This is a genomic window from Streptomyces massasporeus (assembly GCF_014648995.1).
In the GTDB taxonomy this organism is placed as follows: Bacteria; Actinomycetota; Actinomycetes; order Streptomycetales; family Streptomycetaceae; genus Streptomyces; species Streptomyces massasporeus.
Window position 1 is genome coordinate 41,355 of the sequence record NZ_BMSE01000031.1, and the last position, 15,398, is coordinate 56,752.

At 70.8% G+C, this 15,398-nt stretch carries 14 protein-coding genes and 1 pseudogene; 10 read left to right on the plus strand and 5 right to left on the minus strand.

Annotation, left to right across the window (positions count from 1 at the left end; genetic code table 11):
* Positions 1-450 carry an RrF2 family transcriptional regulator gene (locus tag IE153_RS38945; RefSeq protein WP_189594409.1) on the minus strand — a complete coding sequence of 150 codons (450 nt, stop codon included), beginning with the start codon at positions 448-450 and terminating at the stop codon, positions 1-3.
* Positions 451-663: 213 nt separating this feature from the next.
* Between IE153_RS38945 and IE153_RS38950 the strand changes: the two genes are divergently transcribed.
* The 9 genes and pseudogenes from IE153_RS38950 (at position 664) to IE153_RS38990 (ending at position 9,348) form a co-directional block, all read left to right on the plus strand.
* On the plus strand, positions 664-2,046 hold the full coding sequence (locus IE153_RS38950) for an RNA-guided endonuclease InsQ/TnpB family protein (RefSeq protein ID WP_229829385.1): 1,383 nt from the start codon (positions 664-666) through the stop codon (positions 2,044-2,046).
* Positions 1,970-2,638, plus strand: coding sequence for a thioredoxin-like domain-containing protein (locus IE153_RS38955; RefSeq protein WP_189594410.1), 669 nt, complete (start codon positions 1,970-1,972; stop codon positions 2,636-2,638). Before IE153_RS38950 ends, IE153_RS38955 begins: the two co-directional genes overlap by 77 nt.
* Complete coding sequence (locus IE153_RS38960; RefSeq protein ID WP_189594411.1) at positions 2,635-3,255, plus strand: DUF305 domain-containing protein; 621 nt, start codon at positions 2,635-2,637, stop codon at positions 3,253-3,255. The genes IE153_RS38955 and IE153_RS38960 overlap by 4 nt, the downstream gene beginning before the upstream one ends.
* A 348-nt stretch (positions 3,256-3,603) precedes the next feature.
* Positions 3,604-5,541, plus strand: a complete 1,938-nt coding sequence (locus IE153_RS38965) for a S53 family peptidase (protein ID WP_189594412.1) — start codon at positions 3,604-3,606, stop codon at positions 5,539-5,541.
* Positions 5,542-5,619: 78 nt separating this feature from the next.
* Positions 5,620-7,374: an NAD+ synthase gene (locus IE153_RS38970; RefSeq protein ID WP_189594413.1), complete on the plus strand. Its 1,755-nt coding sequence runs from the start codon at positions 5,620-5,622 to the stop codon at positions 7,372-7,374.
* Positions 7,375-7,429: 55 nt separating this feature from the next.
* Entirely contained in the window at positions 7,430-7,732 is a 303-nt protein-coding gene (locus IE153_RS38975; protein WP_189594414.1) for an ArsR/SmtB family transcription factor, read from the plus strand.
* Positions 7,729-8,052, plus strand: a pseudogene (locus tag IE153_RS38980) (VOC family protein); the annotation flags it as partial. The gene IE153_RS38975 and the pseudogene IE153_RS38980, both read left to right, overlap by 4 nt.
* A 1-nt stretch (position 8,053) precedes the next feature.
* The gene (locus IE153_RS38985) at positions 8,054-8,758 is read left to right on the plus strand and encodes a haloacid dehalogenase type II (protein ID WP_268251966.1); all 705 of its coding nucleotides are present in this window, start codon (positions 8,054-8,056) and stop codon (positions 8,756-8,758) included.
* A gap of 14 nt (positions 8,759-8,772) precedes the next feature.
* Complete coding sequence (locus tag IE153_RS38990; protein WP_189594416.1) at positions 8,773-9,348, plus strand: O-methyltransferase; 576 nt, start codon at positions 8,773-8,775, stop codon at positions 9,346-9,348.
* A gap of 55 nt (positions 9,349-9,403) precedes the next feature.
* Here the strand turns inward: IE153_RS38990 and IE153_RS38995 are convergent, their stop codons facing one another.
* From IE153_RS38995 to IE153_RS39010, 4 genes are all read right to left on the minus strand, one after another.
* On the minus strand, positions 9,404-10,621 hold the full coding sequence (locus IE153_RS38995) for an MFS transporter (protein ID WP_189594417.1): 1,218 nt from the start codon (positions 10,619-10,621) through the stop codon (positions 9,404-9,406).
* A 136-nt stretch (positions 10,622-10,757) separates the two neighbouring features.
* Positions 10,758-11,810, minus strand: coding sequence for an endonuclease/exonuclease/phosphatase family protein (locus IE153_RS39000; RefSeq protein ID WP_189594418.1), 1,053 nt, complete (start codon positions 11,808-11,810; stop codon positions 10,758-10,760).
* Positions 11,811-11,988: 178 nt separating this feature from the next.
* The gene (locus IE153_RS39005; protein ID WP_189594419.1) at positions 11,989-12,639 is read right to left on the minus strand and encodes a TetR/AcrR family transcriptional regulator; all 651 of its coding nucleotides are present in this window, start codon (positions 12,637-12,639) and stop codon (positions 11,989-11,991) included.
* Positions 12,640-12,709: 70 nt separating this feature from the next.
* On the minus strand, positions 12,710-14,311 hold the full coding sequence (locus IE153_RS39010) for an MFS transporter (protein ID WP_189594420.1): 1,602 nt from the start codon (positions 14,309-14,311) through the stop codon (positions 12,710-12,712).
* Positions 14,312-14,512: 201 nt separating this feature from the next.
* Between IE153_RS39010 and panB the strand changes: the two genes are divergently transcribed.
* The gene (gene panB / locus IE153_RS39015; RefSeq protein ID WP_097216257.1) at positions 14,513-15,388 is read left to right on the plus strand and encodes a 3-methyl-2-oxobutanoate hydroxymethyltransferase; all 876 of its coding nucleotides are present in this window, start codon (positions 14,513-14,515) and stop codon (positions 15,386-15,388) included.
* The last annotated feature ends 10 nt before the right edge of the window (positions 15,389-15,398 follow it).

Genomic DNA, 15,398 nt, shown 5'->3' on the forward strand with positions numbered 1-15,398 from the left:
CTAGACGTCACGGGGATCCACGCCCCGCGAGATCCCCAGCAGCAGCACCCCCGTCGGCTCCGCCACGATGTCCTCCACCGTGACCGGGTCCAGTGAGGCGAAGAACGCCTCCTGGGCCCGGCGCAGGGCGCCGCGCAGGCGGCAGGCGGAGTTGAGGGGGCAGGGGGTGGCGCCCTCGCAGTCGACGACGTCGCCGCTGCCCTCGAAGGCACGGACCACGGCACCCACCGAGGCCGTGCGGCCCTGCTCGGTGAGGGTGAGGCCGCCGCCTCGGCCGCGGCGGGCCTCGAGCAGGCCCATGTGCTGGAGCTCGGCGACGACCTTCGCCAGGTGGGTGTACGGCACGTCCATGCCGTCCGCGACGTCCCGGGTCGTCGGACTCGACCCGCCCGCGACGGCGAGCCGCATCAGGACCCGCAGGGCGAGGTCGGTGGAGCGCAGCAGCCGCATGCAGGCAGCGTATGTAATAGGAATCCAGGGTTCAAATTATCCGGTACCCGAAGGTCAGCGGCTGACGGCCGCCTCCCAGACGTGATCGTGTCAGCCGCCCTCCTTCACCTCAACTTCGAAGCAATCGAACAAGGTTGCCCACATCGTGCGCAATTCCGATGAGATGTGATCTTTCGCAGCGAGCGACCGCGAAGCGTCCATATGGTGATCGCCATGCAGCTCCGCTACAACTACCGGGCCTATCCGTCTGCCTCTCAGTGCCGTGCGCTGGCGCGGGCGTTCGGGTGTGCCCGTGTGGTGTGGAACGACTGCCTGCGCGACCGGAGGGAAGCGCACGCTGCGGGGCTGCCGTACGTGAAATCGGCGGATCTTTCCCGTTTGCGGATCACCCAGGCCAAGCGCACTGAAGATCGCGCCTGGCTCGCCGAAGTGTCGGCGGTGGTCCTGCAGCAGTCCCTGCGGGACCTGGACACCGCTTACAAGAACTTCTTCGACAGCGTCAGCGGCAAGCGGACGGGTCGGAGGGTGGGGCCGCCCCGGTACAAGTCCAAGAAGGACACCCGGCATTCGATCCGGCTCAACACCAACGCCTTCTCCTTGCGCGACGACGGCACGGTGCACGTGGCCAAGGTCGGCAGCCTCAAGGTCAAGTGGTCGCGCCCGCTTCCGGCCGCACCGACGTCTCTCACGGTCACCAAAGACTGTTCTGGCCGGTATTTCCTGAGCTTCGTCGTGGACACCGAGCCCGAGACTCTCCCGCGAACGCAGACGGAAGCCGGTATCGATCTGGGTCTGTCCACTTTCGCGGTCCTGTCCGACGGCCGGAAGATCGACAGTCCCCGCTTCCTGCGCCGGGCGGAGAAGAAGCTCAGGCGTCTTCAGCGGGAGCTGTCTCGCAAGGTGAAGGGATCGAGGAACCGGGCCAAGGCCCGTATCAAGGTCGCCCGCCAGCATGCGCGTGTGGCGGACCGGCGGCGGGACTTCCACCACAAGGCATCCACGCAGATCATCCGCGACAACCAAGCGGTGTACGTGGAGGACCTCGCGGTGGCCGGTCTCGGCCGAACCCGGCTCGCGAAGTCGGTGCACGACGCGGGATGGTCCGCGTTCGTCGGGATGCTGGGGTACAAGGCGGCCAGACACGGCCGCACCTTCGCCAAGGTGGGCCGGGCGTTCCCGTCCTCCCAGATCTGCTCGGCCTGCGGATACCGGGACGGCCCCAAACCGCTGCACGTCCGGCAGTGGACGTGCGGCGGATGCGGCACGGTGCACGATCGTGACCACAACGCTGCCCGCAATGTCCTGCTCGAAGGACGCCGTATCGTCGCCGCCGGACGGGCGGAGACGCAAAACGCCTGTGGAGCGCGGGTAAGACGGGCACACGTGCCCGCACAGCGCGGTGAAGCAGGAAGCCCCCGGAAGGGCCCAGGCGGCCCAGGCCGGACCCCCTGGACATCAGGCCGGGAAGCACGTCAAGATCAGCCCACCCGACTGTCACTTTTCCCACGAAGGACACCTCATGGGCTCCGCCAAGAAGAGCAACACGGACCGCAGGGCGCGAATAGAGGAGATGCGGCGCGCCGAGCAGTCCCGTGAGCGTCGCAACCGGGTCCTCACCATCGCGGCCAGTGTCGTGGTCGTCGCCGGACTCGTGGTCGGCGGCGTCGTGCTCGTGCGGTCCCAGGACGACAAGGGCAGTGACACCGCTGCGGCGAGCGACTCCTCGGGCAAGGGCAAGTTCGTGACGGGCAAGGACGGCGTGAAGACCTGGGAGGGGAAGCTCGCCCGCAACCACGTCGCCAAGGCCGTGAAGTACGCCTCCGAGCCGCCGGTCGGCGGTGACCACAACCAGGTCTGGATGAACTGCAATGGCGACGTCTACACCGAAAAGCTGAACAACACCAACGCCGTGCACTCGCTGGAGCACGGGGCGGTGTGGGTGACGTACAACGCCGCCGCGAAGAAGGCCGACATCGACGCGCTCGCGGCGAAGGTGAAGAAGACGCCCTACACGCTGATGAGCCCGATGGACGACCAGAAGGACCCGATCATGCTCTCGGCGTGGGGCCACCAGCGCACGGTGACGGGCGCGAGCGACCCGAACGTGGACAAGTTCTTCGAGAAGTTCGTCCAGGGCGAGCAGACCCCCGAGCCGGGCGCCGCCTGCACGAACGGGCTGTCGAAGTGAGGCATGTCGGCCTGATCGCCGGGGCCGCGACGGCAGCGCTCGTCGCCGCCGGCGCGATCACCTACGCGGTCGCCGGGGACGACGGCGGCGGCAGGACACCGTCCGCCGAGTCCGCGGACGCCGGGTTCGCCCGGGACATGGCGGTGCACCACCAGCAGGCCGTGGAGATGTCGTACATCGTGCGCGACCGCACGAAGGACGAGGAGGTCCGGCGCCTGGCGTACGACATCGCGCAGACGCAGGCCAACCAGCGCGGCATGATGCTGGGCTGGCTCGACCTGTGGGGCCTGCCCAAGGTGTCCTCCGAGCCGCCGATGACCTGGATGGACATGGGCGGCATGGCGTCCGGCAAGGACGGCGCGCTGATGCCGGGCATGGCGACCAACTCCGAGATGAAGAAGCTCGGCGAGCTCGACGGGAGGCAGGCGGAGGTCTTCTACCTCCAGCTGATGACGGACCATCACAAGGGCGGCATCCACATGGCCGAGGGCTGCGTGGCCAAGTGCCAGGTCGGCGTGGAGAAGCGGCTCGCGCAGGGCATGGTGGACGCGCAGCAGTCGGAGATCTCCCTGATGGCCGACATGCTCAAGGAGCGGGGCGCGACGCCGCGGGCGTAGAGCGGTGGGCGCGGGCGATGAGCCGTCGGCGCGGGCGCGGAGCGGTCCTCCCGGGCAGGGAACGGTCACCGCGGGCACGGAGCGATCCTCCCGGGCAGGGAACCGGTCACCGCGGGCACGGAGCGATCCTCCCGGGCAGGGAACCGGTCACCGCGGGCACGGAGCGATCCTCCTGGGCATGCTTCGGCGGCGCGTAAGCCTCAAAACGCCCTTCCCAGCGGTCTCTTGGGCTCTTCTTGGTCTCCATAGGGCGCTTCTTGGGCTGCGCCATTCCCTGGCATGAACGGTTCATCGCGAGAGTGGCGACCGTCGAGTGATCCACTCGCGACGAACCGCACAGGGGGTTCCATGAGATCCAACCGCGCCAAGGTGCGCGCCGTGAGCGTGGCAGCGACACTGCCGATGCTCGCCGGTGCGCTGGCGCTCGGCATACCCGCGGCGCACGCCGCCGACCACCCGCTCCGCGATCTGCTGGCCGGGACCCGGCCCGCGTGGGCCACGGCCAAGGCGGACAAGGGCGCCACCTCCGACGGCGCCCGGGTCTCGGCCCGGGTCTACCTGGCCGGCAAGGACGCCGCAGGGCTCGCCGCCTACGCGAAGGCCGTCTCCGACCCGGACTCGGCCTCGTACGGCGAGTACCTGACGGCCAAGCAGGCGCAGGCCCGCTTCGGCGCCACGAAGGCCCAGGTGGCGGCCGTGAAGTCCTGGCTGACGGCGGCCGGTCTGAAGGTCACCGGCGTCACGCGGCACTACGTGTCCGTGAGCGGTGACGTGGCCGCGGCCGAGAAGGCGTTCGGCACCCAGCTGCACAACTTCGCCAAGGGCTCGAAGACCTACCGCGCCCCGGCGAGCGCCGCCTCCGTGCCGCAGGGCCTGGCCGACGCCGTCCTGACCGTGACCGGGCTGGACAACGCGCCGCACATGGCCACGCACGACGATCAACTGCCCCCGCCGGACACCGTGTTCCGCAACGCCGGGCCGTTCTCCTCGTACTACGGCTCGAAGACCGCGAGCACGCTCCCGAGTGCGTACGGCAAGAAGATCCCGTACGCCGTGAAGGGCTACACGGGCAAGCAGCTGCGGGCCGCCTACGGCGCGGGCAAGCGCACCGGCAAGGGCGTCCGGGTCGCCATCACGGACGCCTACGCCTCCCCGACGATCGCCTACGACGCCGGCACCTACGCCAAGCGCAACGGCGACGCGGCGTGGAAGACGGGTCAGCTGCACCAGTCGCTGCCCGCGACGTACACGAACACCGAGGACTGCGGGGCGTCCGGCTGGTACGGCGAGGAGACCCTGGACGTCGAGGCGGTGCACGCGGTCGCACCGGCCGCGGACGTCACGTACGTCGGCGCCGCCTCCTGCACGGACGGGGACCTGCTCGACGCGCTCGGCAAGGTCGTCGACAACCACCTGGCCGACATCGTCTCCAACTCCTGGGGCGAGGTGGAGGCCGCGCAGACGCCCGACCTCGCGGCCGCCTACGACCAGGTGTTCCAGCTGGGCGCGGTCGAGGGCATCGGCTTCTACTTCTCCTCGGGTGACGACGGCGACGAGGTCGCGAGCTCCGGGACGAAGCAGGTCGACTCCCCGGCCAACTCGGCGTGGGTGACCGCCGTCGGCGGCACCTCGCTGGCCGTCGGCAAGAACGACACGTACCTCTGGGAGACCGGCTGGGGCACCGACAAGGCGGTGCTGTCGGCGGACGGCAAGAGCTGGACCGACTTCCCCGGCGCCTTCACCTCCGGCGCGGGCGGCGGCACCAGCAGGACCGTCGCCGAGCCCGACTACCAGCAGGGTGTCGTGCCGGACGCACTGGCCAAGGCCAACAGCGCGAACGGCAACCGGGTCGTCCCGGACATCGCGGCGATCGCCGACCCGAACACCGGCTTCCTGGTCGGCCAGACGCAGAGCTCGCCGGACGGGAAGAGGCAGGCGTACAGCGAGTACCGCATCGGCGGCACCTCGCTCGCCGCGCCGGCCATCGCGGCCGTCCAGGCCCTGGCCCAGGAGGCCCGCGGCAAGGCGATCGGCTTCGCCAACCCGGCGATCTACGCGAAGTACGGCTCGAAGGTCTACCACGACGTCACCGACAACCCGACGGGCAAGGGTCTCGCCGTGGCCCGGCTCGACTTCGTGAACGGCTACGACGCCACCGGCGGTCTGGCCACCTCCGTGCGCAGTCTCGGCAAGGACAGCTCGCTGTCCGCCGTGAAGGGCTACGACGACGTCACCGGCGTGGGCACACCCGCGAGCGGTTACGTCGAGTCGTACCGGCGCCGCTGACCTCCGCAAGGGGACCGGGGTGGTGTGGGGTGACCCACACCACCCCATTGCGTCGCACTGACGATTACACTGGGCGGCGTGCCTCAACTACGTCTCGCCCTGAACCAGATCGACGCCGGCGTCGGCGACCTCGCCGGGAACACCGAGTCGATCGTCCGCTGGACCCGGCACTCCGCCGAACAGGGAGCGCATCTCGTGGCGTTCCCGGAGATGGTGCTGACCGGGTACCCCGTCGAGGACCTGGCGCTCAGGTCGTCCTTCGTGGAGGCCTCCCGGACGGCGCTGCGCGCGCTCGCGGCGCGCCTGGCCGACGAGGGCTTCGGAGAGCTGCCGGTGATCGTCGGCTACCTCGACCGCAGTGCGACCGCCCAGCCGAAGTACGGCCAGCCGGCCGGCGCGCCGCAGAACGCCGGGGCGGTGCTGCACCGCGGCGAGGTGGTCCTGAACTTCGCCAAGCACCACCTGCCGAACTACGGCGTGTTCGACGAGTTCCGCTACTTCGTGCCCGGCGACAGCATGCCGGTGCTGCGGGTGCACGGTGTGGACGTCGCCCTGGCCATCTGCGAGGACCTCTGGCAGGACGGCGGGCGCGTCCCCGCCGCCCGGTCGGCGCGGGCGGGCCTGCTGGTCTCGATCAACGCCTCCCCTTATGAGCGCAACAAGGACGACACGCGTCTGGAGCTGGTCCGCAAGCGGGCCCAGGAGGCCGGCTGCACCACGGCGTACCTGGCCATGATCGGCGGCCAGGACGAGCTGGTGTTCGACGGCGACTCGATCGTGGTCGACAAGGACGGCGAGGTCGTGGCGCGGGCGCCGCAGTTCTCCGAGGGCTGCGTGGTCCTGGACCTGGACCTGCCGGCAGCGTCGGCGGACGCCCCGACGGGCGTGGTCGACGACGGTCTGCGCATCGACCGGGTCGTCCTGTCGGAGGAGCCGCTCGCCCCGTACGAGCCCGAGCTCACGGGCGGCTACGCGGACCGTCTGGAGGACGACGAGGAGGTCTACTCGGCGCTGGTCGTGGGCCTGCGGGCGTACGTCGCGAAGAACGGCTTCTCCTCGGTCCTGATCGGCCTGTCGGGCGGCATCGACTCGGCGCTGGTCGCGGCGATCGCGTGCGACGCGGTGGGCGCGCGGAACGTGTACGGCGTGTCGATGCCGTCGAAGTACTCCTCGGACCACTCCAAGGACGACGCGGCCGAACTGGCCCGCCGCACGGGTCTGAACTACCGCACGGTCGCGATCGAGCCGATGTTCGACGCCTACATGGGCTCGCTGGGGCTCACGGGCCTGGCGGAGGAGAACCTCCAGTCGCGCCTGCGCGGCACGCTGCTCATGGCGATCTCCAACCAGGAGGGCCACATCGTCCTGGCCCCCGGCAACAAGTCGGAGCTGGCGGTCGGCTACTCGACGCTCTACGGCGACTCGGTCGGGGCGTACGGCCCCATCAAGGACGTCTACAAGACGTCGGTCTTCCGGCTCGCCGAGTGGCGCAACCGGGCCGCCGGGGAGCGCGGCCAGACCCCGCCGATCCCCGAGAGCTCCATCAGCAAGCCCCCGAGCGCGGAACTGCGCCCGGGCCAGGTGGACACGGACTCGCTGCCGGACTACCCGGTGCTGGACGCGATCCTGGAGCTGTACGTCGACCGGGACCGGGGCGCGGACGAGATCGTGGCGGCCGGGTTCGACGCGGAGCTGGTCGCGAAGACGCTGCGCATGGTGGACACGGCCGAGTACAAGCGCCGCCAGTATCCGCCGGGCACGAAGATCTCCCCGAAGGGCTTCGGCAAGGACCGCCGCCTGCCGATCACCAACGGGTGGCGGGAGTCGCTCTGAGGGACATGCCGGGAGGACCTTGATAGGCAAGTGGACACTTGCCTATCCTGGGGTCGTGGCCGATGACCTTTTCAAAGCCTTGGCCGACCCCACCCGTCGCACCATCCTCGACGAGCTCGCGGAGAAGTCCGGGCAGACGCTGTTCGAGATCTGCTCGCGGCTGAGCATGAAGCATCAGCTCGGCATCTCGCGCCAGGCGGTCTCCCAGCACCTCGCGGTGCTGGAGGCCGCCGGGCTCGTCGAGACCAGGCGGGAGGGCCGCTACAAGTTCCACGACCTGAACACGGCCCCGCTGCGTCACATCACCGCGAGATGGCTCGACCGCGGGGCACCCGGACCCGAAGAGAGCACCCCATGAAGATCCATCTCACCAGCGTCTTCGTCGACGACCAGGCCAAGGCCCTCCGCTTCTACACGGAGGTCCTCGGTTTCGTGAAGAAGTACGACGTCCCCCTGGGCGAGACGGACCGGTGGCTGACCGTCGTCTCCCCCGAGAACCCCGGCGGCACGGAACTGCTCCTGGAGCCCGCCGGTCACCCGGCCGTCAAGCCCTACCGTGACGCGCTCGCCGCCGACGGCATCCCGCTCGCCCAGTTCGCCGTCGACGACGTCCGGGCCGAGTACGAGCGCCTGAGCGGCCTCGGCGTCCGCTTCACCCAGGAACCCCTGGACAACGGAGATCCGCGGCATCGAGGTCGTCGTCTTCGACGTCCTCGGCACCATGGTCGACGAACCCGGCGGCCTTCGGGCGGCCGTACAGGAAGCGACACGGCTGCCCGACCCGGCGGCCGCCGACGAGCTCGTCGCCCTGTGGCAGCGGCACGGCGAGCAGGAGCGGGAACGCATCCGGCGGGGGCTGCGCCCGTACGCGAGCACCGAGGTCCTCGACGCCGAGGCCGCCCGGCTCGTGGCGGACCGCGCCGGAGTCACCGATCCGGGGGCCGTCGCCCGGCTGGCCACGGCGGGCCGGCGCCTGCCCCCGTGGCACGACTCCGCCGCCGGGCTGGAGCGGCTCGCCCGGCGGTTCCCCGTGCTCGGGCTGTCCAACGCCGGCCGCACGGCCCTGCTGCACCTCAACGCGTATGCCGGGCTGCGCTGGCATCAGGCCCTGTCGGCCGAGGCGGCCCGGGCCTACAAGCCGGCGCCCGAGGTCTACCGACTCGCCCTCGACAGTGCCGGATGCCCGCCGGAGTGCGTGCTGATGGTGGCCGCCCACTCCTGGGACCTGCGCGGTGCGCGGGCGGCCGGCATGCGCACCGCCTACGTGCACCGCCCGGTCGGGGACCCGCCCACGGACTCCGACGACTTCGACGGGCGGTTCGGCGAACTCGGTGAACTGATCAACGCGCTGACGGACGGCCAGGTAGCGTCGGATCCGTCCTGAAGGGGGGTCCGGTCATGAGTGAGCGCGCAGTTCCGGCGCGGGTGCTGGCCGGCGAACGCCTCGCCGCCGAGGCGGGGTTCGAGAAAAGCTGCATCGCGGAGGTCGGCAGGCTGCTGAGGACGGCCGCCGCTTCCAAGCCCGGCGGGGTCGTCGCCGAGAGCGGCACCGGATCGGGGGTGGGGACCGCCTGGCTGCACAGCGGACTCGGCGACGGTGCGCGGCTCGTCACCGTGGAGCGGGACGAGGAGCTGGCCCGGCGGGCGGCCGGGGTCTTCGCCGACGACGGCCGCGTCAGCGTCCTGACCGGCGACTGGCGGCTGCTCGAACGGCACGCCCCGTTCGACGTGTTCTTCTGCGACGGCGGCGGCAAACGGGACGCCCCGGGAAGGGTCGTCGAGCTGCTCGCTCCCGGGGGGATCCTCGTCCTGGACGACTTCACTCCGTCGGCGGAGTGGCCGCCCCGGTTCGAGGGCGAGGTGGACGAACTGCGCCTGTTCTACCTGACCCATCCGGAGCTGGACGCCACCGAAATCCTCACCACGCCCACCAGTTCGGCGGTCGTCGCGGCGCGGCGCGGGGCGCCCCGGTAGACGCGGCGGCGGCCCGTGGGAGGTGATCCCACGGGCCGCCGCCCACCGGAAACCGTCAGTGGTGCACCGTTTCCGCCTCCTGCGGGACGTGGCTCGCCACGATCCGCTCGCGTCCGGCGACCGGAGTCCGGCGCCGGTCCACCGCGTAGGCCAGCGACGCCACGGCCAGGCCGAGGACGGCCAGGGCCACACCGGCCAGGGCCGGGGAGGTGACGCCGAAGCCCGCGGCCAGCGCGAGGCCGCCGATCCAGGCGCCGCCGGCGTTGGCCAGGTTGAAGGCGGCCTGGTTGGCGGAGGAGGCCAGGGACGGGGCCGAGGAGGCCTTCTCCATGACCATCAGCTGGAGCGGGGAGCCGGTGGCGAAGGCCGCCATGCCGAGCAGGATCACGGCCACGGCGGCCGTGAGCTCCGTGCGCATCAGCAGCGGGAACAGCGCCAGCACCGCCACCAGCGAGGTCAGGCCGCCGAACAGCGTGCCGCGCAGCGAGTGGTCGGCCAGCCGGCCGCCCAGCAGGTTGCCTGCGGTCGCGCCGACACCGAACAGCGCCAGCAGCAGGGTGACGCTGGCGTCGGCGTAGCCGGCGGCGTCCGTGAGCATCGGCGTGATGTAGCTGTAGGCCGCGAAGAGGGCACCGAAGCCCGCGACGGTGGTGCCGAGCGACAGCCAGACCGGGAGGGAGCGCAGGGCGGCGAGTTCGCCGCGCAGGCCCTGGGCGGAGGTGTGCTCGTGGTCGCGCGGGATGAGGAACGCGAGCGCGGCGATCGCCGCCAGGCCGATGGCGCTGACGCCGAGGAAGGTCGCCCTCCAGCCGAGGTTCTGCCCCATGAGGGTGGCGACCGGCACGCCCAGGACGTTCGCGACCGTCAGGCCGAGGAACATCAGCGAGACCGACCGCGCCTTGCGTTCGGGGGCGACCATGTTCGTCGCGACGACGGCGCCCACGCCGAAGAAGGCGCCGTGCGGCAGACCGCTCAGGAAGCGGGCGGCCAGCAGCCAGCCGTTGTCCGGCGCGAGGGCCGACAGGGCGTTGCCCACGACGAACAGTCCCATCAGGCCGATCAGGACCGTGCGCCGGGACATCCTGGCGGTGACCGCGGCCAGGAGCGGGGCGCCGATGACGACGCCCAGCGCGTACGCCGACACCAGGTGGCCGGCGCTGGGTATCGAGATGTTCAGGTCGTCCGCGACATCGGGCAGCAGCCCCATCATCACGAACTCGGTCGTACCGATGCCGAAGGCGCCCACGGCGAGGGCGAGCAGGGCCAGGGGCATGAGTGAGCCTTTCGAGACTTGCTTGGAGATCCGTACGCGTATGTTCAAGTACGGAACAAAGTCTCTCAGGCGCACTATTCCACGAGGTGCCGCCTCGGCTGCGGATTTCTGTCGGCAGTGCCCTGACCAGCGGGTTTCAGGAGCCGCTTGTGGTGACCCTCACACGGGCCGCGACCGGCAGATGGTCGCTGCCCGTCTGCGGAAGGGTCCACGAGCTCTCCGGCTTCAGGCCCCGGACCATGATCTGGTCGATGCGCGCCATCGGGAACGACGCGGGCCAGCTGAAGCCGAAACCGCTGCCGGCCGCGCCCTGCGCCGAGCGCATCTGGGAGGTGACGGCGTTGAGCGCGCGGTCGTTCATCGTGCCGTTGAGGTCGCCGAGCAGGACGACGTTCTTCAGCGGCTCGTGGGCGATGGCCTCGCCCAGGTAGTCGGCGCTGCGGTCGCGCTGGCGGGCCGTGAAGCCGGCCTCCATCTTCACGCGCACGGACGGCAGATGGGCGACGTAGACCGCCAACTGCCCGGACGGGGCGGTCACCGTGGCGCGCATCGCGCGCGTCCAGCCCATGTCGAGGTTCACGTCCCGCACGCCGCCCAGCGGGTACTTGCTCCACACGCCGACCGTGCCCTGCACCGAGTGGTAGCGGTACGTCGACGCCAGCGCCTTCTCGTACGTCGGGACGGCGGCCGGCGTCAGCTCCTCCAGGGCCAGCACGTCCGCGCCGGAGGCGGCCACGTCACGGGCGGTGCCGGACGGGTCCGGGTTGTCGGCGTTGACGTTGTGCGTGACCACCGTGAGGTCACCGCCGGTCGCCGCCTTGTCGCTGAGCTGGCCGCCGAAGAGGTTCAGCCAGACCACGGACGGCAGCACCACCGCGATCAGCGCGGTCGCGGACCTGCGGACCAGGGCGAGGACGAGCAGCACCGGGACGAGGAGCCCCAGCCACGGCAGGAACGTCTCGATGAGGCTGCCCAGGTTGCCGATCGTGTTCGGGATGCGCGAGTGCAGCACCATGACCAGGGCGAGCAGCACCGCGCACGCGGTGACGAGCAGTCCGCGCCGCCAGATCCGGGGGTCGCCCCGCCAGGGGCCCGCCAGCCGGTCGAACAGGCGCCGAAGCCGGGTTCCCCGGTGCTCGGGCCCCGAGCCGCCGTTGTCCGTCTCCGTCATGTACGCCTGCTGCGCCATACCGTCGCCTCACTGCCTGCCGTGCACACCATCGCCCCCGTGTCCTTACGACCCTAGGGGATGATCCGTTCCGTTCCCGCCGTCCTCCGACGGCCGTACGGGGGCGATGACGTTCGAGCCCCCGCGGGGAGTTCCGATCAGGCCCGCCGAAAGCGCCCTCTGTGACGAAACGCGCACACTAGGAGCCCTCGGAGGCCGATCTGACGGACGGTGAGCCGCCGGGCCGCAGCCCTTCGAGCAGGGTGTCGACGACCTGCTCGGCGAGGTCGTCGGGCAGGTCGGCGTCGGGGCGCAGCACGGCGCGCACGAGAACCGGGCCGACGAACAGGTCGTTCAGCAGTTCGAGGTCGAGGTCCGTGCGCAGTTCGCCGTTCTCCCGGCCGCGGCGCAGGACCTCCAGGCCGAGCCGGCGGCGCGGGGCGACGACGGTGGCGTGGTACGCCGCCCAGAGCTTCGGACTGCTCTTCATCTGGGCCTGCACGCTGTGCAGGATCGCCGAGGAGCGGTTGGCCAGGCCGCGCCGGCGCACCTGCTCCAGCAGGACCACGAGGTCGTCGCGCATGGAGGTGCCGGGCAGCGGCGGGTCCGGGGGTTCCGCGGCGCGCACGACGTCGACGAAGAGCTCCTCCTTGCCGCTCCAGCGGCGGTAGATGGTGGCCTTGCCGACGCCGGCGGTACGGGCGATGCGCTCGATGGACAGCTCCGCGAGGGGCACGCCCTCCTCCAGGAGCTTCATCACACCCTCGATGATGGCGCGCTCGACGGCCTCGCTTCTGGGGCGGCCCCTCGCGGGTCCGCCGTGCGGAGAGTGCCGTTCGGCGAGGCTCACGTCGCTGCGTCCTTTCCTGACCGGGTGGAGACCGTTCCTGGCGGTACGGAAGGTGAATTCTTCCGCAGGCCTACGCCCGCGTGTGCGTCAACTCCTTCTCCCCCTCGCCCTGCTGGGGCGCCGGCGGCTTGCCCGGCAGAAACAGCGCCACGACGACCGCGCCGATCAGGGCGACGCCCGCACCCCACAGGGCGGTGGTGTGCATCGCGTGCAGGAACGCGTCGTAGGCCGGCGCGACGAGGGACTCGCCCCGCGGGCCGAGCTTGTCCGCGACGCCGAGCGTGGCCTCGATGGACTCCCCGGCGGTGTGCCGCAGGGCCGGGGGCAGGACGCCGAGCTTGTCCTCGATGCCCGTGCGGTACGCCGTGGACAGCACCGAGCCGAGGACCGCGATGCCGAGGGCGCCGCCGACCTGCCGGAAGGTGTTGCTGAGCGCGGAGGCGGAACCGGCCTTCTCGCGGGGCAGGGCCTGCATGATGACGACGCTGACCGGCGTCATGATGTGCGCCATGCCGGCACCCATGAGGAAGAAGATCACTTCCAGGATCCAGATGGGGGTGTCCGCGTCCAGGGTGGCGAAGGCGACCAGCATGGCGGCGATGACGACCATGCCGGCCGTGGTCGTGACCCGGTTGCCGAAGCGGTCGACCACCAGCCGGGCGCGCGGCGCGAAGATCAACTGGGCGGCGGCCAGCGGCAGCATCAGCAGACCGGTCTGCAGCGGCGAGTAGCCGCGCACGCTCTGCGTGTAGAAGACGGCGAAGAAGGTCACGCCCATCAGGGCGAAGAAGACCAGCGCGATGGCGGCGATGGCGGCCGAGAAGACCTTGTCCTTGAAGTACGTGACGTCTATCGACGGGTGGTCGCTGCGCTTCTCGAACACGACGAAGGCGACGAGCACGGCGACACCGGCACCGATGGTCGCCAGCACGGTCGCGTCGGTGAAGTCGGCGAGCTGGCCGCCCTTGATGATGCCGTAGACGAGCAGCACCAGGCCGACGACGGAGAGCACGACGCCGACGGGGTCGATCCGGCCCGGGTGCGGATCGCGCGAGTCGGGCACCAGCCAGAGCATCAGCGCGAGCCCGAGCACCACGATCGGCACGTTGACGAGGAAGACCGAGCCCCACCAGAAGTGGTCGAGCAGGACGCCGCCGGTGATCGGGCCGATGGCGACGGCGAGGCCGACCCCGCCCGCCCAGATGCCGATGGCCTTGGGCTGCTCCTCACGCTCGAAGACGTTCATGAGGACGGCGAGGGTGGCGGGCATGACGAACGCGGCGCCCAGGCCCATCACCGCCCGGAAGGTGATCAGCTCGCCCGGCGAGCCGGAGAACGCGGCGAGCGCCGATCCGAGGCCGAACACGGCGAGACCGCCGATCAGCACCTTCTTGCGGCCCAGCCGGTCGCCGAGCAGCCCGGCGGTGAACAGCAGGCCCGCGAAGACGAGGGTGTAGGCGTTGATCGCCCACTCCAGCTCGCTCTGGGTGGCGCCCAGGCCGGTGGGGGCCGGGGTGGAGATCGTCTTGATGGCGACGTTCAGGATCGAGTTGTCGAGCACGACGATCAGCAGGCTGAGCATCAGCACGCCGAGGATCGCCCAGCGGCGCCGGTGCACCGCTTCCGGTACGCGCGGGCCGGTGGGGGCGGCCGGGTCGGCAGGAGTAGTCATGTGTCCGAGCCTAGAGCCATTTCGATACGAGACCGTCTCGTATTGGAATACTCTTACCCGGATCTTACGCAACGCCCGCTTCCGGTTCCGGGGCGGAACTCACAGGGGCTCCCCTAGCCCTCGATGGCACGAGGTGCCACCATGGACGTGGTCCGGGGACGCCGTCAGGGCGCCTCGAGATGACGTGTTAGGAGCCGTGCAATGACGCAGCTTCCGGCTGCCCAGACTGCTCAGACGAAGCCCTCCGACGGCGGCAAGGCGCTGTACGGGGGCAAGGGCACCCGCCGTATCACCGTGCGGGACATCGCCGCCGCCAAGGAGCGCGGCGAGAAGTGGCCGATGCTCACCGCGTACGACGCGATGACCGCGTCCGTCTTCGACGAGGCCGGCATCCCTGTGATGCTCGTCGGCGACTCGGCGGGCAACTGCCACCTCGGGTACGAGACGACCGTGCCCGTCACCCTCGACGAGATGACGATGCTGTCGGCGGCGGTCGTACGGGGCACCTCCCGTGCCCTGATCGTCGGCGACCTGCCCTTCGGCTCCTACCAGGAGGGTCCGGTGCAGGCGCTGCGCTCGGCGACCCGGCTGGTGAAGGAGGCCGGGGTGCAGGCGGTGAAGCTGGAGGGGGGCGAGCGGTCGCACGAGCAGATCCGGCTGCTCGTCGAGTCCGGCATCCCGGTCATGGCGCACATCGGCCTGACCCCCCAGTCGGTCAACGCCATGGGCTACCGCGTGCAGGGCCGCGGCGAGGAGGCGGCCCAGCAGCTGCTGCGGGACGCGAAGGCCGTGCAGGACGCGGGCGCGTTCGCGGTGGTGCTGGAGCTGGTCCCCGCGGAGCTGGCCGCCGAGGTGACACGGGTGCTGCACATTCCGACCGTCGGGATCGGGGCGGGCCCCGAGACCGACGCGCAGGTGCTGGTGTGGACGGACATGCTGGGCCTGACCGGCGGGCGGGTGCCGAAGTTCGTGAAGCAGTACGCCAACCTGCGTGAGGTGATGGGCGACGCGGTGAAGGCGTTCGCCGACGAGGTCGTCGGCGGAACGTTCCCGCAGGAGGAGAACTCCGTCCACTAGAGAGCCACAG

What these genes read in the sequence shown, in the direction of transcription:
- IE153_RS38945 (WP_189594409.1), bottom strand. Translation starts at nt 450, where the DNA reads ATGCGGCTGCTGCGCTCCACCGACCTCGCCCTGCGGGTCCTGATGCGG.
- IE153_RS38950 (WP_229829385.1), top strand. Translation starts at nt 664, where the DNA reads ATGCAGCTCCGCTACAACTACCGGGCCTATCCGTCTGCCTCTCAGTGC.
- IE153_RS38955 (WP_189594410.1), top strand. Translation starts at nt 1,970, where the DNA reads ATGGGCTCCGCCAAGAAGAGCAACACGGACCGCAGGGCGCGAATAGAG.
- IE153_RS38965 (WP_189594412.1), top strand. Translation starts at nt 3,604, where the DNA reads ATGAGATCCAACCGCGCCAAGGTGCGCGCCGTGAGCGTGGCAGCGACA.
- IE153_RS38990 (WP_189594416.1), top strand. Translation starts at nt 8,773, where the DNA reads ATGAGTGAGCGCGCAGTTCCGGCGCGGGTGCTGGCCGGCGAACGCCTC.
- IE153_RS38995 (WP_189594417.1), bottom strand. Translation starts at nt 10,621, where the DNA reads ATGCCCCTGGCCCTGCTCGCCCTCGCCGTGGGCGCCTTCGGCATCGGT.
- IE153_RS39000 (WP_189594418.1), bottom strand. Translation starts at nt 11,810, where the DNA reads ATGGCGCAGCAGGCGTACATGACGGAGACGGACAACGGCGGCTCGGGG.
- IE153_RS39010 (WP_189594420.1), bottom strand. Translation starts at nt 14,311, where the DNA reads ATGACTACTCCTGCCGACCCGGCCGCCCCCACCGGCCCGCGCGTACCG.
- panB (WP_097216257.1), top strand. Translation starts at nt 14,513, where the DNA reads ATGACGCAGCTTCCGGCTGCCCAGACTGCTCAGACGAAGCCCTCCGAC.